The sequence below is a fragment of the Pseudonocardia sp. HH130630-07 genome, assembly GCF_001698125.1.
GTDB lineage: Bacteria > Actinomycetota > Actinomycetes > Mycobacteriales > Pseudonocardiaceae > Pseudonocardia.
Genome location: NZ_CP013854.1, coordinates 1,629,098 through 1,652,670, shown reverse-complemented (window position 1 = coordinate 1,652,670; position 23,573 = coordinate 1,629,098). Strand labels below are relative to the sequence as shown.

Genomic DNA, 23,573 nt, shown 5'->3' with positions numbered 1-23,573 from the left:
GCGCACCTGCTCCACGACGGTCGCTCGGGGTGGCAGTCGATCAACGCGCTCTGTACGCTCTCTCCACTGCTAAAACGGTTTAATATGTCGATCGTGTAACGGAATGCGGTTCGCGGTTGCGATGACGTATTTCGTGAATGGGGGAGCACCGAATGGCATCGGTTCCGGCCGGCCCAGGTCAGCAGGACAGCGAGGACGAGGTCGAGCCCTCGGTCCTCCGGCGGGCGGTCGCCGCTTCGGCGATCGGTAACGCCACGGAGTGGTTCGACTACGGCGTCTACGCCTACCTGACGACCGAGATCACGGCCAACTTCTTCCCCGGTGAGTACGGCACCCTGGGAACGTTGCTCGGCCTCGCGGTCTCCTTCGTCCTGCGGCCGCTCGGCGGCATCGTGTGGGGCCCGCTCGGCGACCGGTTGGGTCGGCAGAAGGTCCTGTCGTTGACGATCGTCCTGATGGGTGTCGCCACCTTCCTGATCGGTGTGCTGCCCAACTTCGGCACGATCGGGATCTTCGCCCCGATTCTGCTGATCCTGCTGCGGGTGGTGCAGGGCTTCTCGACCGGTGGCGAGTACGGCGGCGCGGCGACCTTCATGGCCGAGTACGCCCCGAACAAGAAGCGCGGGTTCTGGGGTAGCTTCCTCGAGTTCGGCACGCTGGCCGGTCTGACGCTGGCGATCCTGGTCGTGTTCGCCCTGGAGACCGCGATCGGTGCCCAGGCCATGGAGGACTGGGGCTGGCGCATCCCGTTCATGATGGCGCTCCCGCTGGCGCTCATCGGGCTCTACATCCGGACCAAGCTCGAGGACACCCCGGTCTTCCGGGAGCTCGAGGAGTCCGGTGAGACCGAGAACGCCGCGACCGGCGCGCTGAGCAGCCTGCTGTCCGTGTACTGGCGGCCCATCCTGGCGCTGTTCGGCCTGGTCGTCGCGCTCAACGTCACGAACTACACGCTGCTGACGTACATGCCGACCTATCTGCAGAACACGATCGGCGTGGACTCGCTCGACACCGACACGATCACGACCGTCGGCCAGGTGGCGATGATGATCGTGATCCCGATGGCGGGGGCGTTGTCGGACCGGATCGGGCGGAAACCCTGCTGGTGGATCTCGCTGATCGGCATCTTCGTGCTGGCGATCCCGATGTACCTGTTGATGGCCCAGGGGCTCGGGTTCGCGATCCTCGGGTTCACCGTCCTCGGCCTGATCTATGTGCTGCAACTCGGCACCATCTCGGCCACCTTCCCGGCGATGTTCCCGGCCCACGTCCGGTTCGCCGGCATGGCGATCTCCTACAACGTCTCCACGGCTGCCTTCGGCGGTACGGCACCGCTGATCAACGAGGGGCTGATCGGGGCGACCGGGGACCAGCTGTGGCCCGCCTACTCGATGATGATCGCGTCGGTGGTCGGCATGGTGGCGCTGTACTTCGTCATCGAGACCAAGGGCACCTCCATCCGAGGCCGCGAGATTCCCGGCCTCGCCGAGCACCAGGCGAAGCAGGCGGCCAAGGCCGGCGCCTGACGCCGTTCGATCCCGTCATCGGGCCCGCTCCTGCAGCTCAGGAGCGGGCCCGGTCCCGTTCCCGCCGGACCGCCGGGGCGAACCGGTGCAACAGCAGCGCGAGGATTGCCATGACCACGGCAACGAGCACGCCACAGGAGACTGCCTGCAGCCACGTGGGCCACCCGTCCGGTAGGAGCGGGAGCAGGACGAGCGTGGTCATCAGGACCGACAGGCCCGCCACGAGTCCCCGGGCCCAGGGGCGGAGCTCGTCGAGCAGGAGTATCCGGTACCACCGCGACCCAGCTGAACGTTCCATCACGACACCATGGTTCAATCTGCTGCCCGAGTGCAACCGCCGGGTCAGCCCCGGCGCCGGGCCGCCCATCCGCCGGGCAGGGCGGTGTGTCCGTCCCGCTGCCCGGTCCATCGCCACGACCAGCAGACGGTGCCGTCGTCCAGGGTGAACCGGGCCCGCTGGTGGCCGGGGCCCGCGTACCGGTCCAGCTCCGGCAGCGCACCGCACGGATCGGCCAGCTCCACGGTGAACCCGGGCACCCCGGCACCGGTGTCCGGCGAGAGTGCGGGTCGGCCGAGCCCGGTGTCGGCGAGCCCGCCCACCGGCAGGAACGACGGCTGCGGCAGCACCGCCGCAGCGTGCTCGCGCAGCAGCGGCCAGGCGTGCTCGCCCGGCATCAGGGTCCCGTACACGAACACCCGCGACGGCCACCCGTCCGGCGTCGGGACGCCGTCGACGGTCGTGACGTCGAGCCCGTCGGGTCCCGGCACCCCGTCGAGTGCCGCGGCCCCGGCCTGGTCCACCGCGGTGCACGGCACCGGCACCCCGTCGAGGAGCAGCGGACGGCGGTCGGTGCGCGGGGCCCCGGACGGCGTCGCGGGCGCGACGTAGGCCCACGGCCGGTCGAGTCGCCCGCCGCCGTCGAGGAGGGAGACCGTGCCCGTCGCGACCCGGGCCAGCCGGTACCGGGGCGGGTCCGCCGAACGGCCCTCGACGGCGTCGAGTGCGGCGAACTGGTCCGGCGCGGCCAGCCACACCGCGTGCTCCTCGACGGTGCCCGGTGCCGCGGCGAGGGTGGCCGGCCGCTGGTCGTCGACCACCCGGGTGCCGGCCGACCACACCGCCGACAGCCCGTCGCACCGGACCCGCAGCACGACCACCGGTCCGGTCAGGCCGCGTTCGGCCCGCATCCAGGAGATCTTCGACGGGTTCGCGTTCGACCCGTACGCCAGCACCGGCACCCGGCCCGCGCAGGGCACCGCGCCGTGGCCGGCGAGCCACGCGTCCAGGCACCGTCCGGCCACCCGCAGCCCGGACGGCCGAGCCGGGTCGGCGACCAGCGGATACGAGTAACCGCCGAGGTGGACGTACGACGCGCCGACCCGGGCACCCGGGTAGGGGTCGGCGGGGAACTCCGAGTCCGGCCGGCCCCCGGCGGTGTCGGGTCGCACCGGTCAGTCCCGGCCCGCCCGCCCGCGGGCCACGGCCCGGCGCAGCAGGGCCGCCGTGAGCACCACCAGCCCGAACATCACGAGCACCCCGACGATGGACCGCACCCACAGCGGCACGTCACCCAGCAGCAGCGGCACGACGAACACACCGACCATCGAGCTGCTCAGGATGACCATCAGCAGCAGCGGGGGCGGCATCCCCTCCGGGAACGACAGCAGCCGCACGAACCGGTTGCGCCGGGCCGGATCGGACATACCGCAGGACCCTACCCGGGCATGGTGGTGCTCTCGGGCACGGCGATGCCGTACCCGCGGATCTTGCGGTAGATCGTCGCCCGGCTCATCCCCAGCCGCCGGGCGGCCTCGGCCTTGTTGCCGGACGCGTCCAGCAGGGCGTCGACGATCGCGTCGCACTCGATCGACTCCAGCGGCGTGAGCACCCGGCGGGTCAGCGCCCGGGTCTCCGGCGGCAGGTCCTCGACCCGGATCACGCCGCTGCGCCGCCGGGCCACGACCTTGCGCAGCACCTGGTAGAGCTGCTCGACGTTGCCCGGCCACCGGTTGCGCATCAGGACCCGCAGCGCCTCCGGTGCGCAGGTCAGGTCGCTGCCCCGGGTGAGGCGGGCGAGCAGGTAGGGGACCAGCTCGGCGACGTCCTCGACGTGGTGGCGCAGCGGCGGGACCTCGATGGTGCGGGGGAACGCCCGCAGCAGCGCCGAGAGCTCGGCGGTGTCCGACGTACCGGAGCCGCGGGTGGCCGCGACCCACGGTCGCTCGGGACAGGTCGACTCGCGGTAGGGCTCCAGCACGTCGGCGAGCGCGGCCGTCGCGGCCGGGGACAGCGTGTCGATCTCGCGCAGCACCAGCGTCCCGCCGCCGCCCCCGGAGAGCTCGTCGGACACCTCGCCCAGCCAGCGCGGCCCGTACTCCGCGGCGTCGAGGATCCGGACGTGCCCGGCCGGGGCGTGCAGGTGGTGGGTGGCCCTGGCCAGGGTGGTCCGGCCGGAGCCGGGTTCGCCCTGCAGCACCACCCACTCCGAGGTGCGCAGGTGCCGGTCGACGGCCTGCGCGCACTTCGTCCACAGCGCGCCGGACCCGACGGCCGTCGGCAGCGCCGTGGTGATCGTCGGGGTCGAGGTGGACCGCGACGCCGTCTCCCGGTGGGCCAGCGACACCTGCAGCACCCCACCGGCCGAGCCCGGCTCGACCCAGCTCGGGCGGCACTGCACGCGGGCCGTCGTCCCGCTGGGCAGGTCGACGACCAGCTGCCGGGACCGGCCGCTGCGCAGCGCGTCGGTCGCCTCGGCGAGCAACGGCACCTGGTCGGCCGGTGCGATGAGCTCGCGGGCGCGGTCGTTCATCATCACGAGGTCGTCGCCCACCGCGAGGACGGCGGTGTTCCCGGCCCGTGCGACGGCGGCGAGATAGTCGTGCAGGAGCGTCAGCTCGTGCCGGCCGGAGGCGGCCAGCAGCGCCTCCTCGATCCGCCGGGCCGTGGTGGACGCCGTCGCCACCATCAGCGCGTTCGCCTCGCGCCGCCAGCAGGTCAGGTCGACGACCCCGAGGATCTTCCCGGTGACCGGGTGCCGGATCGGTGCCCCGGCGCAGGCGAGGTCCTCGAGGTGCTCGACGAAGTGCTCGTGGCCGAACACCTGCGCCGGCCGGCGCCCCTCCAGCGCGGTCCCGATGCCGTTCGTGCCGACGTGCCGCTCGGCGTAGGAGAAGCCGGGTGCCAGCCAGACCCGGTCCAGGTGCCGGCCCAGCGCACTGTCCCCGGTCCGCCGGTCCAGCACGACGCCGTCGTGGTCGCAGAGGATCAGGCTGACCGGCTCGGTGGCGAACTGGTCGCACAGCTCCGCGACGATCGGCCGGGCGGCCCTGGTCAGCGGGCTGTCGGTCTCGCACTCGGTCTCGGGGAGGTCGAGCTGCTCGGAGGAGACGGCCATGTCCCTCGACCGGATCCAGGACGCGAGGATCGGCGGCCGGACGGCGTCGGCGGAGACGGTGTCGCGGTGCAGGAAAGCGACCCGGGCGGCGGCGATGCGCTCGGCCGCGGCCGTCGAGAGGGCGGAGGCGGGCAGGGACGTCACGCGGCCTCCTCGCCTGCGCCGGTGTCGGGACCACACCAGGAGTCCGTACTCCGAGCAGCGGTGACCTGCCCCGGACCGCGGTGTGACGGCGACGGTACGCGCCGTGAGGTGAAGATCACCAGACGTGGCGGCCGCGCAGTGTCTCATATTGAGACCTCGCAGGCCCGTCGGACCCGGTGTGATTCACAGCACGGAACGACCGGCCCGATGCCGGCGCGGCAGCCGGCCGCGTCGCTCCGGGCCGGTGGTGCCGTGCACGCCGGGGCGCCCGCGCTGGCTCCGAACCCGACCACCACCCACCACCGTGAGGAGACGACGTGAGTCGGCAGAGCTTGGCGAAGGCTCACCAGAAGATCCAGGAACTGTCCTGGGAGCCGCAGTACCACGAGCCGTACATGAAGTACGGAACCGACTACACCTTCAAGAAGGCGCAGAAGAAGGACCCGCTCAAGCAGGTCCTCCGCTCGTACTTCCCGATGGAGGAGGAGAAGGACCACCGCGTCTACGGTGCCCAGGACGGCGCCATCCGCGGCAACATGTTCCGGCAGGTGCAGGAGCGCTGGCTGGAGTGGCAGAAGCTCTTCCTGTCGATCATCCCGTTGCCCGAGATCTCGGCGGCGCGGTCGATGCCGATGCTGTTCCACGTGGTTCCGAACCCGGAGCTGCACAACGGCCAGGCGATCCAGATGATCGACGAGGTTCGCCACAGCACGATCCAGCAGAACCTCAAGCGCCTGTACATGAACAACTACATCGACCCGGCGGGCTTCAACAACTCGCTGCGGAACTTCCAGAGCGACTACTGCGGCACCATCGGCCGTCAGTTCGCCGAGGGGTTCATCACCGGTGACGCGATCACCGCGGCGTCGATCTACCTGACGATCGTCGCCGAGACGGCGTTCACGAACACCCTGTTCGTGGCGATGCCGGCGGAGGCCGCCGCGAACGGCGACTACCTGTTGCCGACGGTGTTCCACTCGGTGCAGTCCGACGAGTCGCGGCACATCTCCAACGGTTACGCGACGCTGCTGATGGCGCTGTCCGACGAGGACAACCGCCAGCTGCTGGAGCGTGACCTGCGGTACGCGTGGTGGAACAACCACCGCGTCGTCGACGCCGCGATCGGCACCTTCATCGAGTACGGGACGAAGGACCGCCGCAAGGACCGCGAGTCCTACGCCGAGATGTGGCGGCGCTGGATCTACGACGACTACTACCGCAGCTACCTCCTGCCGCTGGAGAAGTACGGGCTGGTCATCCCGCACGACCTGGTCGAGGAGTCCTGGAACCAGATCTGGAACAAGGGCTACGTGCACGAGGTCGCGCAGTTCTTCGCCACCGGCTGGTGCGCGAACTACTGGCGGATCGACGGCATGACCGACACCGACTTCGAGTGGTTCGAGTACAAGTACCCGGGCTGGTACGACCGGTACGGCAAGTGGTGGGAGAACTACAACCGCCTCGCCAAGCCGAACGGGCACCACGCGATCGTCGCCGAGGACGTCGACTACGTGTATCCGCACCGCTGCTGGACCTGCATGGTCCCGTGTCTGGTGCGCGAGGGCATGGTCGTCGACAAGGTGGACGGCCAGTGGCGCACGTACTGCCACGAGGTCTGCCGCTGGACCGACGCGGAGGCGTTCCGCCCGGTCTACCAGGGCCGCGAGACCCCGAACATGGGCAAGCTCGTCGGCCACCGTGAGTGGGAGACGCTCTACCACGGTTGGAACTGGGCCGACGTGATCCAGGACATGGGCTTCGTCCGCGACGACGGGAAGACCCTGACCGCCCAGCCGCACCTGGATCTGGACCCGAAGAAGATGTGGACGCTGGACCACATGCGACGGATGCCGCACCTGGCGAGCCCGAACGTCATCCTCAACGAGATGAGCGATGCCGAGCGGGAGGCCTTCGTGGCGGACTACAACCGTCAGGGGCCGGGAGGTAGGCCCGCGCCCACCGACGCCTGAGCGCGGGTCAGGCGAGGGGGGAGGGCGCCCGTCACGCCATGACGGGGCCCTCTTCCCGCGGTCCGGCCGGGAGGTCGTCTTCCCGGCCGGACCACCCCGCCCGTTCCTCCGGGGCACCCGTGTGCCCGCCCATGTCCGATTAGTCCTATTTATCAGTTCGGTCAGACGGTGACCCACCACCAGAGAGGCGGTCGACGGCCGTGGGTGACAAACACGTCGTGCGGTTCGAACCGGTCGGCATCGAGATCGAGGTCGACTCCGACCAGAACATCCTGCGTGCTGCCGCCGAGCAGGGTGTGCAGCTCATGCACGGCTGCAAGGAAGGCCAGTGCGCGGCCTGCAAGTCGTTCGTCCTCGATGGTGAGGACATCGAGTACGACAGCTACTCGACGTTCGCGCTGCCGGACTACGAGAAGGAGGAGGGCTCGACCCTCCTCTGCCGGGCGCACGCGTACGAGGACCTGGTCATCGAGCTCCTCAACTACGACGAGGAGATCATCCGCTCCGGTCTGCCCCTGACGAAGGGGACGGTCGAGGTCCTGTCGAACGAGGCCGTCACCCACGACATGCGCCACCTGACGGTCAAGCTGGTCGAGCCGTCGGAGATCAAGTTCTTCCCCGGCCAGTACATGGACTTCGTGGTCCCGGGGACCGAGGAGACCCGCTCGTTCTCGATGGCCAACGTCCCGAACCGGGACGGCGTGTTCGAGTTCGTCGTGAAGATCTATCCGGACGGCCTGTTCTCCGAGTACCTCGACAAGCAGGTGCAGGTCGGGGACCGGCTGGCGGTCGAGGCCCCGTTCGGCACGTTCACCCTGCGCCAGAACCGCAACTCGCCGGTGGTCTTCGTCGGGGGCGGGGCCGGGATGGCCCCGGTGCTGGGACTGCTGCGGGCGATGGCCGAGGGCGGGGTCGAGCGGCGCGCCACCTTCTACTACGGCGCCCGGACCGCGCGGGACCTCTGCTTCGAGAAGGAGATCGCCGCACTCGCCCCGCAGCTCACCGGATTCCGGTTCGTCCCAGCGCTCTCCGAGCCGGAGCCCGGCACGGAGTGGGACGGCGAGACCGGCCTGATCACCGATGTCGTCAGTGCGCACGAGACCGACCTGAAGGGAGTCGATGCCTACGTCTGCGGACCGCCGCCGATGGTCGATGCGGCCATCGCGACGCTCACCCGGCTGGGCGTGAGCGAGCAGAACATCTTCTACGACAGGTTCACCACGACCGGTGAGCCGGAAGGCGACGGAACGGTATGACTTCGACACAGCCGGAGACGCCTCAGCGGAGCGTCCCGAAACCCGTCTTCACCGACGCCGAGGCCGGGGCCAGGGAGTTCCCGGACTCCAGTTCGACCGCGCGCCGCTACAACTACTACAACCCGGCGAAGCGCAAGCAGACCCTCTACGAGGACACCACCGTCGAGGTCCAGCCGGACCCGCGGCACTACCTGGCCCAGGGCTGGATCTACGGGTTCGCCAACGGCGAGGGCGGCTACCCGCTGCACTGGACCAAGCTGAAGGCCTGGGGCGTCGACGAGCCCGAGCCGCAGCGCGGGCCCGGTACCGGCGGCATGCACGTCAAGAACTGGCCGGCGCACGGCTGGCACGAGTTCCGCGACCCCAACGAGGAGTGGGAGCAGAGCCTCTACCGCTACAACGCGAACGTCGTCCGCCAGCTCACCCAGAACATCGACAACGCCCGGCACGCCAAGGCGTTCGAGCTGTGGAACCCGAACTGGATGCGGTTCGTCGAGCGCAACGTCGGCGCCTGGATGCACATCGAGCACGTGCTCGGGCTCTACGTGTTCGCGTCCAACGAGCGCTCGGCGCCGACCAACATGCACAACACGGCACTGGCCGCGAACTGCACCCGCAAGATCCGGTTCGCCCAGGACCTCGCGCTCTACAACCTGACGCTGTCCGAGGAGATCGACGGCTTCGACGGCACCGCACACCTCGACGCCTGGGACAACGCACCGGAGTGGCAGGGCGCCCGCAAGCTCACCGAGGCGCTCACCGCGGTCCAGGACGACTGGGGCGAGGCCGTCTTCGCCGCCAACTGCGTCTTCGAGCCGCTGATCGGGGAGCTGTTCCGGTCGAACCTGGTCATGCAGTCCGCGGCCACCAACGGCGACTTCGTGACCCCGACCGTGATGGGGGCCGGTGAGTACGACTACGCGCAGCGGGACCTGCGCTGGACGGTGGCCTGTTTCGCACCGCTCAACTCCGACCGCGAGTTCGCCGAGCACAACCGGGCGCTGATGAGCGGCTGGTTGCGGACCTACGTCCCGCAGGCGATCGAGGCCGCCCGGACGATGCAGCCGATGTGGTCGCAGTCGGACTCGAAGCCGCCGACGTTCGAGGATTCCCTCGACCGTGCCAAGAGCCGCTTCGCCGGGATCTGCGCCGATCTCGGTCTCGACGCCCCCGAGGAGCTGAGGCAGTGATGTCGAACCCGACGAGCACCGACAGTCCGTTCAAGCAGGACAGCACCGCGTCCAACATGTGCGGCTTCACCCTGATGAACAACCAGATCGGCGCGATCATGGCGACCGTCCTGGACCGTCAGGACAACGTGACCGTGCAGCACCTGCCGTCGATGATCCGCGTCGACGGGCACGGGATGTTCGAGGTCGACTACGCCTCGATGGACGAGGAGGCCGGCCGTGAGGACGGCTGGTTCGACGCCGCGGAGTTCGAGGAGAACATGTCGACCCACTACGGGCGCATGGTCCACCTCGACGAGAAGACGATCATGTTCGCCAATCCCGAGGACGCCGCGGAGTACATCGACTTCGACCTGAAGCCGGTGACCTGACCCGCAGGGCCCGATCCGCACGACCCATCGCACCACCCGGGGCGACGACCCGGCCCCTCCGGCCGGCCCGGGTGGTGCGACGGCGCACCACGAGATCCGTTCCGCACCCGCGCACGCAGACCGACTCTCTCCGGGAGGACCCACCATGGCCAAGGAACTCCGATTCGGTGCCGAGGGCAGGCACCTGCTGCAGGCCGGCGTCGACCAGCTCGCGGAGGCCGTCAAGAGCACGCTCGGACCCAAGGGCCGCAACGTCATCCTGGAGAAGATCACCGGCTCGCCGGAGGTCACCAACGACGGCGTCACCATCGCCCGGGAGATCCACCTGCGCGACCCGTTCGAGAACATGGGCGCCCAGCTGGTCAAGGAAGCCGCGGTGAAGACGAACGACACCGTCGGCGACGGCACCACCACCGCCACCGTCATCGCCCAGGCGATCGTGCGCGAGGGCATGGGCGCGATCGAGGGCGGTGGCAACCCGGTGCTGGTCAAGCGGGGCATCGACATCGCGGTCGGCGCGCTCGTGGACCGGCTGCAGACCGTCGCGCACCCGGTCGGCACCGAGGAGGACTACGCCAGGGTCGCGGCGATCTCGGCCAACGACGACTGGACGATCGGCACCGTCGTCGCCCGCGCCCTGCACACCGTCGGCGACGACGGCGTCGTGACCGTCGACGACACCCCGGTGCCGGGCGTCTCGGTCGCGTTCGTCGAGGACTTCGAGTTCGACAACGGCTACGTCTCGCCGTACATGGTGACCAACCCGGGCACCCTGGAGGCGGTCGTCGAGGACCCCTACATCCTGTTCTCGGCGGAGAAGATCCGCGACGTCCAGCAGATCATGCCGGTGCTCGACCGGATCATGCGCAACGAGCGCCGGCCGCTGGTGGTCGTCGCCGAGACCGTCGAGGGCACCGCCCTGCAGATGCTCGTGCACAACCACGTCAACGGGCACTTCCAGGCCGTCGCGATCAAGGCGCCCGGCTTCGGGGAGAAGCGGATCCACCTGCTGGAGGACATGGCCGCGCTGTGCGGCGGCAAGGTGCACTCGAAGAGCTCGTCGTTCTCCCTGGAGCAGATCGACGTCACCCACCTGGGCCGGGCCGCGCAGGTCCGGGTGAACAGCGAGAGCACCACGTTCATCGGCGGCAAGGGCGACAAGCAGGCCCTGGAGTACCGGCTGTCCCAGCTGCGGGCGGAGCTGGCCAGGGCCACCATCGGCACCGACGAGGACTTCTTCTCCGACCGGATCGCGCGGCTGTCCGGTCGGGCCGCGATCATCTCGGTCGGCGCGCCGACGAACGCCGAGGCCCGCGAGATCCGGCACCGGGTCGACGACTCGCTGCAGGCCACCCGGGCCGCGGTCGCCGAGGGCATCGTCGCCGGTGGCGGTGCCGCGTTGCTGCACGCCGAACCGGCGCTGGACTCACTCGACGTCTCCGGGGACTACCGGCTCGGCGTCGAGATCGTGCGGCACGCGCTCACCGAACCGGTGCACCTGATCGCGGCCAACGCCGGCTACGACGGTGACGAGGTGGTCAAGCAGGTGACCGCGGGCGGCACCGACGTCGGGTTCGACGCTTTGGAGGGCCGCTACGGGAACATGGTCGAGATGGGGATCATCGACCCGCTGCGGGTGGTGCGCTCCGCCCTGCAGAACGGCGCCTCGGTCGCCGGTCTCATCCTCACCACCAACTCGCTGGTGGCCGAGGAGGTCACGCCCTGGAACAAGGCGTTGATGACCGAGTTCGGCCAGCTGGACGAGGGCATCCCCCAGCCCAGCCCGGACTCCAGCACCCCGCAGTCGATGGGGCTCGGCCCGTCGGTGGGCTGAGCGGGGAGTCCGGCAGGGGGAACCGGCCCGGTACGTCGTGCGCGTGCCGGGCCGGACCGTGAGGGTGGAGGCGTGGTCGTGGTGGATCGGTGGTGCGGGGCGACGGGCCGGTTCCCGGTGGTGGACGCCCAGGTCCACGGCTGGGACGGCCGCCCGCACAACCAGGCGGGTCCGGCCGGCGAGCAGTTCGTCGCCGACCTGCACCACCGGCACCGGATGCTCGACCCGTCGCCGCGGCCGCTGTCCCTCGACGCCTTCGGTCTGGTCACCCCGGATGCGCTGGCGGCGGACGTGCTGTCGGCGGTGGACCGGGCCGTCCTGGTCCCGGCGTCGTTCGAGGACCTGTTCGTCCTCGGGTTCGCGGCGCCCGCCTGGCACGCCGAGCTGGCCGCGGAGCACCCGGGCCGGATCGTGGCGGCCGGGGAGCTGGATCCCGCGGACCGGTCGCGGGCCCGCGGGATCGGGGCCCGGGTGTCCCGGGCGGGGACCGGGGCGCTGACCGTGCTGCCGTCGCGCCGTCCGGAGACGGCGGTGTCCCTGCGGGCGCCCTGGCTGCGCCGCACGCTGGCCCGGGCCGAACAGGCCGGTGCCGGGGTGGTGCACCTCGGCGTCGCCCCGACCGCCCGGCCGTCGGTGCACGCACCGGGGTGGGCGCACGCCGGCGTGGTCGACGCCGGCGCCGCCGCCCCACGCCCCCGCTGGCCGAGCTGGGCCGACCCGGTGCGGGCCGGCTCCGCGCTGCCGGTCCGGGCCCGGACGGCGGGGCCGCTGCCCGCGGGCGCGGTCGACCCGGCCGAGGTCCGGATGCTCGCCGACGCGCTGCCGCGGGTCCGGTTCGTCCTGGGCGCGGCCGTCGCGCCGACGGCGACGCTGGTCCGGCTCGCCCGCTGCCCGAACGTCCACGTCGTGCTCACCGAACTGCTGGTCGCGCTGCGCCGGGACCCGGTCCCGGCGGCCGGGGCGCTGGGGGAGCTGCTCGCCGCCTACGGCCCGGACCGGCTGATGTTCGGCAGCGGCTACCCGCTGGTGCGTCCGGCCCGGCTGGTCCGCGACCTGCTCGCGTTCCGCTATCCCGAGCCGCTGCGCGGCCGGTACCCCGAGCTCGACGACGACGTCCGCGAGGCCCTGCTCGGGGGGACCGCGGCCCGGGTGTACCGGATCGACCTGCCGGGCCGGTCGCGGTCCGGGCCGCACCGCGTCCGGCGTCCGGTCGCGGCGGTCCGGGCGCCGCGGCACTGAGCCCCCGGGAGCGGTGTGACGTACTCCGGTGTCTCAACTCAGGGTGACCTGTGTGCAGGTAAGCCAACGCTGGCTAGGATCCGCCCGGGATCGAGCGACGGAGGCCCGGCATGGAGTTCACACGGCGGCAGATGCTGCTCGGATCGCTGGCCGCGGGCGGTGTGCTCCTGACCGGGTGCGCGTCCGGCGGGGAGTCCGCCGACGGCGGTGCCGCGGACGCGGGGGAGGGTTTCCCGGTCACGATCGAGCACGAGTTCGGGTCGACGACGATCGAGCGCGCCCCGCAGCGGGTGGTCAGCATCGGCTACACCGACCACGACGCGATCCTGGCGCTCGGCGTCGGGCCGGTCGGGGTCCGCTACTGGTACGGCGACGAGACGAACGCCGTGCAGCCCTGGGCGGCCGACGCGCTGCGCGGCACGGGCGCCCAGCCCCAGGTCCTGAACATGACGACGCTGGAGCCGGAGAAGATCGCGGCGCTGCAGCCGGACCTGATCATCGGCGTCTACTCCGACCTGGACCAGCAGAACTACGCTACGATCAGCGGTATCGCGCCGACGCTCGGCCCGCCCGCCGGCTTCGCCGACTACGGCGTGCCGTGGCAGGACACGACCCGGTTCATCGGCCGGGCCCTGGGGCGCACGCCGCAGGCCGAGCAGCTGGTCACCGACCTGGACGCCCGGTTCGCCGCGCTGCGCGACGCGAACCCGCAGTGGGCCGCCAAGCAGGTCGCGGTGGCGACCCGCAGCGCCGACAAGCTCGGGGTCTTCGCCTCGCAGGACCCGCGATCGCGGTTCTTCACCTCGCTCGGGTTCGTCGTGCCGCCCGAGTTCGACGAGTTCGCCGGCTCCAAGTTCTACGCCGACCTGAGCTTCGAGCAGTCCACCGAGCTGGACCGCGACCTGCTCGTCTGGGACCAGCTGTCGTTCACCCCCGGCGGGCGGGCGACCGTGGAGGGCGACCCGCTGATCTCCCGGCTGGCCGCGACCCGGAAGGGGCGCACCGTGTTCCTGGACGGCCCGACCGAGCTGGCGTTCGCCTGGCAGACGGTGCTCAGCCTGCCCGCCGTGCTCGACGGCGTGGGGCCGCAGGTGGAGCGGGCGCTGCCGAGGGCCTGACCGGCGCTCTGCGAGGGTGGGGCGTGCCCCGTTCGCTCTCCTCCCCGCCGTTCCTGCTGCTCCTGGCGGCCACCTCGCTCGGCTTCGGGGGCTACGCCGTGCTGCTGCCGGTCGTCCCGCTGTGGGTGGCGCGCGGCGGCTCGGGGGAGTTCGGGGCGGGGCTGACCACCGGCGTCCTGATGGCGGTGACCGTGGGCACCCAGCTGCTGGTGCCCGCGATGCTCCGCCGGATCGGGCACCGGCCGGTGCTCGTCGCCGGGTCGCTGCTGCTCGGCCTGCCGACGCCGCTGCTCGCCCTGACCGCGGACCTCGCCCCGGTGCTCGGGGTGTCCGCACTGCGCGGGATCGGGTTCGGGATGGCGACCGTCGCGGGCAGCGCACTGGTCGCCGAGCTCGTCGAGCCGTCGGCGCACGGACGCGCGTCCGCCCGGTACGGCTATGCCGTCGGGCTCCCGCAGCTCGTCCTGCTGCCGGCCGGGGTGGCGGTCGTCGACACGGCCGGGTTCGCCGGGGTGTTCGTGGCCGCCGGGATCGCCCCGGTCGCCGGGGCGGTGGTGGTGGCGTTCGTCCGGGGGCCGGAGCCGGTCGGCCCGGTCGCGGCGGCCACCGCCCCCGACGCTGCAGGGTCCGGGCACCCGGTTCCGGGGGAGCGGCGCGGCGTCGGTCCGGTGCCGCGGCACGACGGCCGTCGCTCGCGGCTGCCGGTCTCCCCGGTCGTCGCGATGCTGGCCTGCTCGACGGCGCAGGGCGGCGTGATCACGTTCGCACCGCTCGCGGCACCCGGCTCCCGGTTCGCGGTGCCCGCCGCGCTGTTCGCGACCGCGCTGGGCGCACTCGTCGGCCGGGGTGTGGCGGGATCGCTCACCGACCGCAGCGGCCGCCCCGGGGCGCTGCTGCCGGTCGGGACGGCGCTCGCCGCCCTCGGCATGCTCGGTGTGCTCGCGGCCCCGCTCGGTGCCGCACTGCTGGTGGCCGGTGCGACGGCCGTCGGGCTCGGGTTCGGGCTCGTGCAGAACGACGCGATGGTGGCGCTGTTCGCCGCCGCGGGCCCGCTGCACTACGGGGCGGCCAGCGCGGCCTGGAACATCGCCTACGACGCGGGGACGGGGCTCGGCGCCTCCGGTCTCGGTGCGATCGCCGAGCCGTTCGGTTTCGCGGCCGCCTTCGGCGCGACGGCCGCGGTGCTGCTGATGGTCACGCCCGTGGTGCGGCGCCGTCGCGGGCCGGGCTGAGGCCGGCGGTCCGTCTCGCCGGGTCCCGGACCGGCCCGGCCCGGTGCCGGGGGCCGGGCCGGCGTCGGCCGGGTCAGGATCCGTTGCGGATCCATTCCTCCAGGTGCGGTGCCTCGTCGCCGATCCTGGTGGAGTCGCCGTGCCCGGTGCGGACCTGGGTGTCCCCGGGCAGGGTCAGCAGCGTCGTCCGGATCGACTCGATGATCGTGTCGAAGCTCGAGTACGACCGGCCAGTGGCGCCGGGTCCGCCCTGGAACAGGGTGTCGCCGGTGAACACGATCCCCAGCTCGGGGGCGTACAGGCAGGACGAGCCCGGCGAGTGGCCGGGGGTCTGCAGGACGCGCAGGTCGATCCCGCCCGCGGACAGTTCCTGCCCGTCGGCGAGGGTGTCGTCGGGGCGGCGGTCCGGCCAGGTCATGTCCCAGAGGACCTTCTCGGCCGGGTTGAGCAGGATCGGCGCTCCGAACCGGTCCGCCAGCGCCGGGGCCTGGTTGACGTGATCGTCGTGGGCGTGGGTGCACACGATCGCCTTGACGGTCCGGTCGCCGACGGCGGCGGCGATGGCGTCGGCGTCGTGCGCGGCGTCGATGACGAACACCTCGCGGTCGTCGCCGACGATCCAGACGTTGTTGTCGACGTCGAAGGACCCGCCGTCGAGGTTGAACGTGCCGGACGTGACGACGTGGTCGATCGGGGAGGCCATCAGAGGACCACCACCGAGCGGAGGACCTCGCCGTTGTGCATCTTCTCGAACGCCGCCTCGACGCCGTCCAGCGTGGTCTCCTCGGTGACGAACTTGTCCAGTGGGAACTTGCCCTGCAGATACAGGTCGACATACATCGGGAAGTCACGGCTGGGCAGGCAGTCGCCGTACCAGGACGACTTCAGCGCCCCGCCCCGTCCGAAGAAGTCGATCAGCGGGATCTCCGGGACCATCATGTCCGGGTAGGGCACGCCGACCAGGACCACGGTGCCGGCCAGGTCGCGGGCGTAGAACGCCTGCTTGTAGGTCTCCGGGCGGCCCACCGCCTCGACGACGACGTCCGCGCCGTTGCCGCCGGTGAAGCGGCGGATCGCGTCGACGGTGTCCTCGTCCTTCGGGTTCACGGTGTGCGTGGCCCCGAACTCCTGCGCCCACGTGAGCTTCTTCGGATCGGTGTCCACCGCGATGATCGTGGTGGCACCGGCCAGCTTGGCCCCGGCGATGGCCGCGTCGCCGACGCCGCCGCAGCCGATGACCGCGATGGAGTCGCCGCGCCCGATCTGGCCGGTGTTGACCGCGGCGCCCAGCCCGGCCATGACGCCGCAGCCGAGCAGGCCTGCAACCTTGGCGGGGGCGTCGGGGTTGACCTTGGTGCACTGACCGGCGGCGACGAGGGTCTTCTCGACGAACGCGCCGATGCCCAGGGCGGGCGAGAGCTCGGTGCCGTCGGTGAGGGTCATCGGCTGCTTCGCGTTGTGGGTGTCGAAGCAGTACTGGGGCTTGCCCTTCTTGCAGGCACGGCAGACGCCGCAGACGGCGCGCCAGTTGAGCACGACGTAGTCGCCCACCTCCAGGTCGATGACGCCCTCGCCGATCGACTCGACGTGCCCGGCGGCCTCGTGGCCGAGCAGGAACGGGAACTCGTCGTTGATCCCACCCTCCCGGTAAGACAGGTCGGTGTGACAGACCCCGCAGGCCTGGATCTTCACCACGGCTTCGCCGGGCCCGGGGTCCGGGATCACGATCGTCTCGACCGTGACGGGTGCGCCCTTGGACCGGGCCACGACTCCACGTACCTGCTGTGCCATCGCTCGTACTCCACTCGTCCTCGATGCCGCCCGCTGGGACGGATGCTCGGATGGCGACTGTGGCATGGGTGCCCGGCCGCTGCCAGAGCGGATCCGTCGACACCGGCCGGCAGCGACCCGGGAATCGTCCCGCCCCGCCGGACCGCCGGATCGCCTACGGGCGAGCGCCGTGACGACCGCCTGGCGGGAGGGCGTCGAGTGGCTGCGCGGGTGCACGGATGCCCGGGTAGCGACTCTGGCATGCGTCGAGGGGTGGTGTCTCGCCGAACCCCGGACGCACTCGTGGAGCTTCGGCCCGGTGTGGCCGGGCCGAAGCTCCACGAGTGGGGAAAGGGTGGGGGTGTGGGTCAGAAGTCGAAGTCGCCGCCCATGTCGAAGTCCCCGCCGCCGTCGTCGAGGCCGGGGTCCTCGGCGGGGGGCTCCTCGCCCGCTGCGACGTCCTCGCCCGCCGCGTCGGCGCCCGGATCGTCGAACATCGCGCCCGCGATCGCGGTACCGATGAACGCTCCGGCGACACCGGCGAGCAGCGAACCGGCGATCATGCCGCCCATCCCCGGCCCGCGGCCACCGCCCAGCGAGCGTTCCATCGTGCCCGGCTCGCGCATCTCGGCCCGGGTCGCCATCCGGGCCAGCGCCTGCGGGTCGGTGGAGGTGGCCCGCTCGGACTCCGGGACGGCCGAGCCGACGTCGGTGAGGACCTTCTGCCGCTGCTCCGGCGTGAGCTTCGCGAACGCCTCGGCGTGCGCCTGCTCCACCTGCTCCGGCGGGGCGGTCCGGAGCATGTAGCGGTACCGCTCGACCGCCTGCTGGTCCGGGTCCTGCGGCGGCTGCTGCTGCAGGTGCTGGGGCGCGCCGCCGACGCCGGCGGGCTGCTGCGGGGCCGCCGCCTGGCCGCCTCCGGTGAGGCGTTCCTTGATCTTGTCGAGCAGGCCCATCTGCGGGTGTCCTCCTGGAATCGGGGTCGCGCGCCGGTCCGGACGAACCGGGCACACCGGTCGAACGTCGTCACCCCACCGGAGGTTCCCGATCGCCGGTACGGTCCACCCCGTGACGACCGCGCCGCAGCCCACGTCCGTCCCGCCGCCGGGACTCGCACTCGGCGCCGTCGGCGGGGCCGGCCGCCCCGGCAGCTCCCGGATCGCCTGCCCGCTGCCCGACGGCGGCCTGCTCGACGTCGGCTCGCTGGCCACGGCCCAGCGCGGCCCGTTCCCCGACCTGCTGACGGCGCCCAACCTGGACCGCCTGCTCGACGCCGGGGCACCGGTCTGGCGCGAGGTCGTCGACTGGCTGCGGAGCTGGCGCGACGACCACGAGAAGGCCGTCGCGCACCGGCTGCCCGCCGAGGGACTGGTCCCGGTCCTGCCGTTCACCGTCGCCGACTACGTCGACTTCTACGCCTGCGAGCAGCACGCGCGCAACGCCGGGTTGATCTTCCGGCCGGACGCGGAGCCGCTCACGCCCAACTGGGGCCACATGCCCGTCGGGTACCACGGGCGGGCCGGGACCGTGCGGGTCAGCGGGAGCCCGGTGACCCGGCCGGCCGGTCAGCGCGCCGCGGGCGACTTCGGCCCGACCCGGGCCCTGGACGTCGAGGCCGAGCTCGGGTTCGTCCTCGGCGGCCCGGTGCCCGGCCCGGTCCCGGTGGACGACGCCGGCGACCACGTCTTCGGCGTCGTGCTGCTCAACGACTGGTCGGCCCGCGACGTCCAGGGTTTCGAGAGCCGCCCGCTCGGGCCGCACCTGGGCAAGTCGTTCGCCACCTCGATCTCGGCCTGGGTGACCCCGATCGGCGAGCTCGACGCCGCCCGGGTGCCGCTGCCGGAGCACCGCGACCCGGCGTTGCCCCACCTCACCCCGCGCGAGCCGGCCCGGGGGCTCGACGTGGCCCTGTCGGTGTACCTGAACGGGCACCGGATCGCCGACCCGCCCGCGGCGGACCTGTACTGGTCGGCCGAGCAGATGGTGGCCCACCTGACGTCGAACGGGGCGTCGCTGCGGGCCGGTGACCTGCTCGGGTCCGGCACCGTGTCGGGCCCGGACCGCGACGGGTTCGGGTCCCTGCTGGAGCTGTCCTGGAACGGCCGCGACCCGATCGCGCTGCCCGGTGGCCCGCCCCGCACCTGGCTGGCTGACGGCGACGAGGTCGTCATCACCGCGACCGCCCCCGCCGCCGACGGTTCCCGGTTCTCCCTCGGCGAGGTGCGCGGCCGGATCCGGCCGGCCTGAGCCCCGGCCCGGACTACGGCAGCGGCTGCAGCGGCCGGGGCTCGCCCAGCGCGTCCCGGATCAGCTGCGGGACCTCCTGCTTGCCGGAGCCGTCGACCGCGATCACGACGTAGACGGTGCGGCAGTCGCAGGTGACGCTCGGGTTCCCGGCGGCGTCGGTGCTGCGGACCTGGAAGTCCAGGGCGAAGCTCGTGCGCCCGAGCCGTGCGGTGGACACGGCGACGGCGACGTCCTCGCCCCAGCCCACCCCGGCCCGCCAGTCGATCTCGGTGTGCACGAGCTGGACGTCGTAACCGGCGTCGAGCATCGTCCGGTAGGTGAGGCCGCGGGCCTCCAGGAACTCGGTCATCGCCTCGTCGAACCAGGCGAGGTACCAGGCGTTGAAGACCACGCCCTGCGCGTCCACCTCGTGGTAGCGCACCCGTACCGGGAACTCGAAGGTCTCCATGGCGCGATGCTACGGCCCGGTGAGCGCGGCGAGCAGCCGATCGAGGTAGCCGTCGAGGTCGGCACCCCGCGGGACCAGACCGGGGGTCGCGGTGGCGAGCCGGACCTGGCCGAGGTAGGCGGTGAACGCGAGCAGCGCGCGGTGCCGGGCGTCCGCCGGGGCGAAGCCGAGCCGGTCGAACAGCGACGTCAGGTGGTCCACCCGCCGGTGGCTCACCCGGTCCAGCGCGGCCCGCACGAGCGGATCGTGGGCGCCCGCCTGCAGGGCGACCTCGACCGCGTGCCCCCGCCCGGCGTCCGGATCGGCCCGCGACGTCGTCGAGACGAAGACGGCCAGCATCAACGACCGCAGCGCCGCGCGCGGGTCGTCCGCGTCGGTCGTCGCGATGACGGCGGTGGTGTTGCGCTGCTCCCACAGCTCCAGCGCCGCCTCGACCAGCGACTCCCGGTTGCGGAAGTGCCAGTAGAAGCTGCCCTTCGTCGTGCCGAGGCGGGCTGCGATCGGTTCCACCGCGATCCCGGCCAGCCCGTCGGCGGCCACGGCGGCCAGCGCGGCGGCGGCCCAGTCGTGACGGGTCAACCGCTTCCGCCCGGGCATGACCGCACGCTACCGTACGGAAAACATACGGTGGCGTATGGAACGGTTGGGGGCGGCATGCGGGTGCGGAACGTGCACGTTCGGGAGATCGCGGCCCCGGCGGAGGCCGCCGGAGCGCTGCTGGCGGACCTCGGTGGCCCCCGGGACGTCCTGTGGCCGTCCCCGCAGTGGGCCGCGATCGAGCTGGACCAGCCGCTGCGGATCGGTTCGGGCGGCGGGCACGGCCCGATCCGGTACCACGTCACCGATCTCGTGCCCGGCCGCCGGATCGGGTTCACCGTCGAACCGGGGATCGGGTTGCGGGGCACGCACACGTTCACCGTCGAGCCGCTGGGGCCGCAGCGCTGCCTGCTCCGGCACGAGATCGACGGCCACGCCACCGGAGCGATGCGGCTGCACTGGGTGCTGGTGGTCCGGTGGCTGCACGACGCGGTGGTCGAGGACCTCCTCGACCGGGCCGAACGGGCGCTCGGCACCGGTCCGGGCCGGGCGAACCGCTGGTCACCGTGGGTGCGGCTGGTGCGCGGACTGTCCGAGCGGCCCGTCGTGCGCGCGGTCCCGGTGCCGGTCGGCGGTCTGCTGGACCCGGCCGGGGCCGACGCGGCGGACGCGTTCGCCGTCGACCTGCAGCGCGGGCTCCCCGTGGACCCGCAGCGCTGGGCGGACGCCGTCTTCCGCGATCCACCGCCGGTCGTGCTCGCCCTGCTGGGACTGCGGCAGCTGCTGGTCGGGCTGGCCGGGATCGAGCGCGGCACCGGCGCCGAGTTCGACACCTGCGAACGGGGCGACGGCGAGGTCCTCCTCGGCGCCGACGCGGGGCACCTGGACTTCCGGTGCGTCGTCCGCCGGGAACCGGACCGGCTGGTGGTCGCGACGGGGGTGTGGCTGCACGGGTTCCGCGGCCGTCTCTACTGGGCGGTGGTCCGGCGCTTCCACCCCCCGGTGGTGCGGGCGATGCTGCGCCGTGCCGTGCGCCGCGCCCGTGTCGGCGACGCGGTGCCGGCCGGGTGAGCGGTCAGCCCGTCGCGCGGCCCGTGCCGCCGTCGGTGCCACTGCCGGTGCCGCCGTCGGCTCTGTCGGTGCTGGCGGTGCCGTCGTCGGTGCTGTCGTCCACGCGCTGGCGGATCGTCCGGTTCACCGCCCGGCCGAACGTGGCGACGACTCCCTGCACCGTGATCGGCTTGAGCCGGGACAGCGCCGCGGCCAGCTGTCCGCGCTCGGTCGCCGGGTGCCCGCGGTCGCGGTAGGGCTGCAGCACCTCGTCCTGGAACAGCGCCATCAGGTCCTCGGCCAGCGCCGCGGTGTGCCGCTCGATCGTGGCCTGGGCGCGCTGCCACAGCTCCGGCGGCAGGCCGGAGTCCAGGGCGTCGAGCGCGGTGGCCAGCGAGATCTCGCCGTGTACCCGGACCGTGCCCGCGCGGCGGGTCAGCGCGCCCAGGTTCTCCAGTGTGGACAGGTCCTCGGCGGTGAGGTGCCGGCCCGCGCGCTGGTCCAGCTCGGCGTACCCGATCTCCTCGGGATGCTCCGGGACCCACGGCGTGAGCAGCGCCCGGTGCAGCGCCAGCTCCTCGGGGCCGGCGTCCAGCGGCACCCTGGCCAGCAGTTTCTCGATGGCGGCCAGCGTGAAGCCCAGTGCGGTGAGCTCGCTGACCAGTTCGAGACGGGCTCGGTGACCGGCGTCGTAGAGGCCGGTCCGGCCGCGCAGCCGCGGCGCGCGGATGAGGCCGCGGCCGGCGTAGAACCGGATCGTCCGTACCGAGACGCCGGTCCGCTCGGCGAGCTGGTCGACGGTGAGGAGCTCCTCGTCGGGAGTGGCCGGTGCGGACATGCCGAGCAGGTTACGGCGAGATCGATGAACGTGACAGTCTTGATGGAACATCGATGCTGTCACATAATCGGGTGCGTGCCTTGACCCATGTGACAGCGTGGCTGTAACAAAGGTTACCGAGAAGTAGGGCAGCGCTGCCAGCGCCGTCCGGTGCCGATGACCCACGAGAGGTTCGGATGAGCGAGATCCCCGAGGCCTACATCTACGACGCGATCCGCACACCGCGCGGCCGGGGCAAGGCCTCCGGCTCGCTGCACGAGGTCAAGCCGATCTCGCTGGTGGTCGGCCTGATCGACGCGCTGCGCGAGCGCCACCCCGAGCTGGACCCGGCGGTGATCGACGACCTGGTGCTCGGCGTCGTCTCGCCGATCGGCGACCAGGGCGGTGACATCGCCAAGACCGCGGCCATCGCGGCCGGGCTGCCGGACACCGTGGCCGGTGTGCAGCTCAACCGGTTCTGCGCGTCCGGCCTGGAGGCCGTGAACACCGCGGCGCTGAAGGTCCGCTCCGGGATGGAGGAGATGGTCGTCGCCGGTGGCGTCGAGGTGATGAGCCGGGTGCCGATGGGCTCCGACGGCGGCGCCTGGGCGATGGACCCGGACACCGCGTACGAGACGGGCTTCGTCCCGCAGGGCATCGGCGCCGACCTGATCGCGACCCTGGAGGGCTTCTCCCGCACCGACGTCGACACCTTCGCCGTCGAGTCGCAGACCCGCGCCGCCAAGGCCTGGGCCAACGGGTACTTCGCGCGCTCGGTGGTCCCGGTGACCGACCGCAACGGGCTCACCGTCCTCGACCGCGACGAGCACGTCCGCGCCGGGGCGACGCTGGAGAGCCTGGGCGGGCTGAAGCCGTCGTTCGAGATGATGGGCCGCGACGGCGGGTTCGACGCCGTCGCCCTGCAGCAGTACCACTGGGTCGAGAAGATCGACCACGTGCACCACGCCGGGAACTCCTCGGGCATCGTCGACGGCGCCGCGCTCACCCTGATCGGCACCGAGGCCGCCGGGTCGGCGAACGGCCTGACCCCGCGGGCCCGGATCGTCTCCACCGCGCTGTCCGGCGCCGACCCGACGATCATGTTGACCGGACCGGCCCCGGCGTCGCGCAAGGCGCTCGCCAAGGCGGGCCTGACCGTCGACGACATCGACCTCTTCGAGATCAACGAGGCGTTCGCCGCGGTGGCCCTGCGCTACATGCGCGACATGGGCATCTCGCACGAGCAGACGAACGTCAACGGCGGTGCCATCGCGATGGGCCACCCGCTCGGCGCCACCGGCGCGATGATCCTGGGAACGCTGGTCGACGAGCTGGAGCGCCGGGACCTGCGCCGCGGGCTGGCCACGCTGTGCGTGGGCGGCGGCATGGGCATCGCCACCATCGTCGAGCGAGTCTGAGAGGGACTGGA

General features: G+C 72.2%; 22 protein-coding genes. 12 read left to right on the top strand and 10 right to left on the bottom strand.

Annotation, left to right across the window (positions count from 1 at the left end; all coding sequences use genetic code 11):
* Window positions 1-152: 152 nt before the first annotated feature.
* A complete protein-coding gene (locus AFB00_RS07940; RefSeq protein ID WP_068796698.1) occupies window positions 153-1,526 on the top strand; it encodes an MFS transporter in 1,374 nt (457 codons plus the stop codon).
* A gap of 37 nt (window positions 1,527-1,563) precedes the next feature.
* Here the strand turns inward: AFB00_RS07940 and AFB00_RS07935 are convergent, their stop codons facing one another.
* From AFB00_RS07935 to AFB00_RS07920, 4 genes are read right to left on the bottom strand one after another with little or no spacing between them, the layout of a single operon-like run.
* Window positions 1,564-1,824, bottom strand: coding sequence for a hypothetical protein (locus AFB00_RS07935; protein WP_156819434.1), 261 nt, complete (start codon window positions 1,822-1,824; stop codon window positions 1,564-1,566).
* A 44-nt stretch (window positions 1,825-1,868) separates the two neighbouring features.
* Window positions 1,869-2,975 carry a gamma-glutamylcyclotransferase gene (locus tag AFB00_RS07930; protein ID WP_068796696.1) on the bottom strand — a complete coding sequence of 369 codons (1,107 nt, stop codon included), beginning with the start codon at window positions 2,973-2,975 and terminating at the stop codon, window positions 1,869-1,871.
* 3 nt (window positions 2,976-2,978) lie between these two features.
* Window positions 2,979-3,230 carry a hypothetical protein gene (locus tag AFB00_RS07925; RefSeq protein WP_068796695.1) on the bottom strand — a complete coding sequence of 84 codons (252 nt, stop codon included), beginning with the start codon at window positions 3,228-3,230 and terminating at the stop codon, window positions 2,979-2,981.
* Window positions 3,231-3,241: 11 nt separating this feature from the next.
* The gene (locus tag AFB00_RS07920) at window positions 3,242-5,065 is read right to left on the bottom strand and encodes a sigma-54-dependent Fis family transcriptional regulator (protein WP_231974272.1); all 1,824 of its coding nucleotides are present in this window, start codon (window positions 5,063-5,065) and stop codon (window positions 3,242-3,244) included.
* Between the two features lie 332 nt (window positions 5,066-5,397).
* Between AFB00_RS07920 and AFB00_RS07915 the strand changes: the two genes are divergently transcribed.
* The 8 genes from AFB00_RS07915 to AFB00_RS07880 all read left to right on the top strand — a co-directional run bounded on the left by AFB00_RS07915 (window position 5,398) and on the right by AFB00_RS07880 (window position 15,275).
* Complete coding sequence (locus tag AFB00_RS07915) at window positions 5,398-7,035, top strand: methane monooxygenase (RefSeq protein ID WP_068796694.1); 1,638 nt, start codon at window positions 5,398-5,400, stop codon at window positions 7,033-7,035.
* A gap of 200 nt (window positions 7,036-7,235) precedes the next feature.
* Entirely contained in the window at window positions 7,236-8,291 is a 1,056-nt protein-coding gene (locus tag AFB00_RS07910; RefSeq protein WP_068796693.1) for an FAD-binding oxidoreductase, read from the top strand.
* Complete coding sequence (locus AFB00_RS07905) at window positions 8,288-9,481, top strand: toluene hydroxylase (protein ID WP_068796692.1); 1,194 nt, start codon at window positions 8,288-8,290, stop codon at window positions 9,479-9,481. The genes AFB00_RS07910 and AFB00_RS07905 overlap by 4 nt, the downstream gene beginning before the upstream one ends.
* Window positions 9,481-9,852: a propane 2-monooxygenase effector subunit MimD gene (mimD, locus tag AFB00_RS07900; RefSeq protein ID WP_068800105.1), complete on the top strand. Its 372-nt coding sequence runs from the start codon at window positions 9,481-9,483 to the stop codon at window positions 9,850-9,852. The genes AFB00_RS07905 and mimD overlap by 1 nt, the downstream gene beginning before the upstream one ends.
* Window positions 9,853-9,997: 145 nt before the next feature.
* Window positions 9,998-11,686 carry a chaperonin GroEL gene (groL, locus tag AFB00_RS07895; protein ID WP_068796691.1) on the top strand — a complete coding sequence of 563 codons (1,689 nt, stop codon included), beginning with the start codon at window positions 9,998-10,000 and terminating at the stop codon, window positions 11,684-11,686.
* A 72-nt stretch (window positions 11,687-11,758) separates the two neighbouring features.
* Window positions 11,759-12,925 (top strand): amidohydrolase family protein, encoded by a 1,167-nt coding sequence (locus AFB00_RS07890; protein WP_068796690.1) that lies wholly within the window; start codon window positions 11,759-11,761, stop codon window positions 12,923-12,925.
* A 110-nt stretch (window positions 12,926-13,035) separates the two neighbouring features.
* A complete protein-coding gene (locus AFB00_RS07885; RefSeq protein ID WP_068796689.1) occupies window positions 13,036-14,043 on the top strand; it encodes an iron-siderophore ABC transporter substrate-binding protein in 1,008 nt (335 codons plus the stop codon).
* A gap of 23 nt (window positions 14,044-14,066) precedes the next feature.
* A complete protein-coding gene (locus tag AFB00_RS07880; RefSeq protein WP_068796688.1) occupies window positions 14,067-15,275 on the top strand; it encodes an MFS transporter in 1,209 nt (402 codons plus the stop codon).
* Between the two features lie 73 nt (window positions 15,276-15,348).
* Here AFB00_RS07880 and AFB00_RS07875 read toward each other — a convergent pair whose 3' ends face one another.
* The 3 genes from AFB00_RS07875 to AFB00_RS07865 all read right to left on the bottom strand — a co-directional run bounded on the left by AFB00_RS07875 (window position 15,349) and on the right by AFB00_RS07865 (window position 18,001).
* On the bottom strand, window positions 15,349-15,978 hold the full coding sequence (locus AFB00_RS07875; RefSeq protein WP_068796687.1) for an MBL fold metallo-hydrolase: 630 nt from the start codon (window positions 15,976-15,978) through the stop codon (window positions 15,349-15,351).
* Window positions 15,978-17,066, bottom strand: coding sequence for an S-(hydroxymethyl)mycothiol dehydrogenase (locus tag AFB00_RS07870; protein ID WP_068796686.1), 1,089 nt, complete (start codon window positions 17,064-17,066; stop codon window positions 15,978-15,980). The genes AFB00_RS07875 and AFB00_RS07870 overlap by 1 nt, the downstream gene beginning before the upstream one ends.
* A 347-nt stretch (window positions 17,067-17,413) precedes the next feature.
* Window positions 17,414-18,001, bottom strand: coding sequence for a hypothetical protein (locus AFB00_RS07865; RefSeq protein ID WP_068796685.1), 588 nt, complete (start codon window positions 17,999-18,001; stop codon window positions 17,414-17,416).
* Window positions 18,002-18,113: 112 nt separating this feature from the next.
* Between AFB00_RS07865 and AFB00_RS07860 the strand changes: the two genes are divergently transcribed.
* Window positions 18,114-19,292, top strand: coding sequence for a fumarylacetoacetate hydrolase family protein (locus AFB00_RS07860; protein WP_068796684.1), 1,179 nt, complete (start codon window positions 18,114-18,116; stop codon window positions 19,290-19,292).
* A gap of 13 nt (window positions 19,293-19,305) precedes the next feature.
* On the opposite strand, the gene AFB00_RS07855 is transcribed toward AFB00_RS07860, so the two are convergent.
* Together AFB00_RS07855 and AFB00_RS07850 are read right to left on the bottom strand one after the other, a co-directional pair.
* A complete protein-coding gene (locus AFB00_RS07855; protein ID WP_068796683.1) occupies window positions 19,306-19,740 on the bottom strand; it encodes an acyl-CoA thioesterase in 435 nt (144 codons plus the stop codon).
* A gap of 9 nt (window positions 19,741-19,749) precedes the next feature.
* Window positions 19,750-20,337: a TetR/AcrR family transcriptional regulator gene (locus tag AFB00_RS07850; RefSeq protein ID WP_068796682.1), complete on the bottom strand. Its 588-nt coding sequence runs from the start codon at window positions 20,335-20,337 to the stop codon at window positions 19,750-19,752.
* A 57-nt stretch (window positions 20,338-20,394) separates the two neighbouring features.
* Between AFB00_RS07850 and AFB00_RS07845 the strand changes: the two genes are divergently transcribed.
* Window positions 20,395-21,348, top strand: a complete 954-nt coding sequence (locus AFB00_RS07845) for a DUF2867 domain-containing protein (RefSeq protein ID WP_068796681.1) — start codon at window positions 20,395-20,397, stop codon at window positions 21,346-21,348.
* Window positions 21,349-21,352: 4 nt separating this feature from the next.
* Here AFB00_RS07845 and AFB00_RS07840 read toward each other — a convergent pair whose 3' ends face one another.
* Window positions 21,353-22,165 (bottom strand): MerR family transcriptional regulator, encoded by an 813-nt coding sequence (locus tag AFB00_RS07840; RefSeq protein ID WP_083275355.1) that lies wholly within the window; start codon window positions 22,163-22,165, stop codon window positions 21,353-21,355.
* A gap of 176 nt (window positions 22,166-22,341) precedes the next feature.
* Between AFB00_RS07840 and AFB00_RS07835 the strand changes: the two genes are divergently transcribed.
* Window positions 22,342-23,562 carry an acetyl-CoA C-acetyltransferase gene (locus AFB00_RS07835; RefSeq protein ID WP_068796680.1) on the top strand — a complete coding sequence of 407 codons (1,221 nt, stop codon included), beginning with the start codon at window positions 22,342-22,344 and terminating at the stop codon, window positions 23,560-23,562.
* The last annotated feature ends 11 nt before the right edge of the window (window positions 23,563-23,573 follow it).

Coding starts and splice junctions, on each gene's coding strand:
- AFB00_RS07940 (WP_068796698.1), top strand. CDS start 153: ATGGCATCGGTTCCGGCCGGCCCAGGTCAGCAGGACAGCGAGGACGAG.
- AFB00_RS07935 (WP_156819434.1), bottom strand. CDS start 1,824: ATGGAACGTTCAGCTGGGTCGCGGTGGTACCGGATACTCCTGCTCGAC.
- AFB00_RS07925 (WP_068796695.1), bottom strand. CDS start 3,230: ATGTCCGATCCGGCCCGGCGCAACCGGTTCGTGCGGCTGCTGTCGTTC.
- AFB00_RS07905 (WP_068796692.1), top strand. CDS start 8,288: ATGACTTCGACACAGCCGGAGACGCCTCAGCGGAGCGTCCCGAAACCC.
- mimD (WP_068800105.1), top strand. CDS start 9,481: ATGTCGAACCCGACGAGCACCGACAGTCCGTTCAAGCAGGACAGCACC.
- groL (WP_068796691.1), top strand. CDS start 9,998: ATGGCCAAGGAACTCCGATTCGGTGCCGAGGGCAGGCACCTGCTGCAG.
- AFB00_RS07885 (WP_068796689.1), top strand. CDS start 13,036: ATGGAGTTCACACGGCGGCAGATGCTGCTCGGATCGCTGGCCGCGGGC.
- AFB00_RS07875 (WP_068796687.1), bottom strand. CDS start 15,978: ATGGCCTCCCCGATCGACCACGTCGTCACGTCCGGCACGTTCAACCTC.
- AFB00_RS07870 (WP_068796686.1), bottom strand. CDS start 17,066: ATGGCACAGCAGGTACGTGGAGTCGTGGCCCGGTCCAAGGGCGCACCC.
- AFB00_RS07865 (WP_068796685.1), bottom strand. CDS start 18,001: ATGGGCCTGCTCGACAAGATCAAGGAACGCCTCACCGGAGGCGGCCAG.
- AFB00_RS07855 (WP_068796683.1), bottom strand. CDS start 19,740: ATGGAGACCTTCGAGTTCCCGGTACGGGTGCGCTACCACGAGGTGGAC.
- AFB00_RS07850 (WP_068796682.1), bottom strand. CDS start 20,337: ATGCCCGGGCGGAAGCGGTTGACCCGTCACGACTGGGCCGCCGCCGCG.
- AFB00_RS07845 (WP_068796681.1), top strand. CDS start 20,395: ATGCGGGTGCGGAACGTGCACGTTCGGGAGATCGCGGCCCCGGCGGAG.
- AFB00_RS07840 (WP_083275355.1), bottom strand. CDS start 22,165: ATGTCCGCACCGGCCACTCCCGACGAGGAGCTCCTCACCGTCGACCAG.
- AFB00_RS07835 (WP_068796680.1), top strand. CDS start 22,342: ATGAGCGAGATCCCCGAGGCCTACATCTACGACGCGATCCGCACACCG.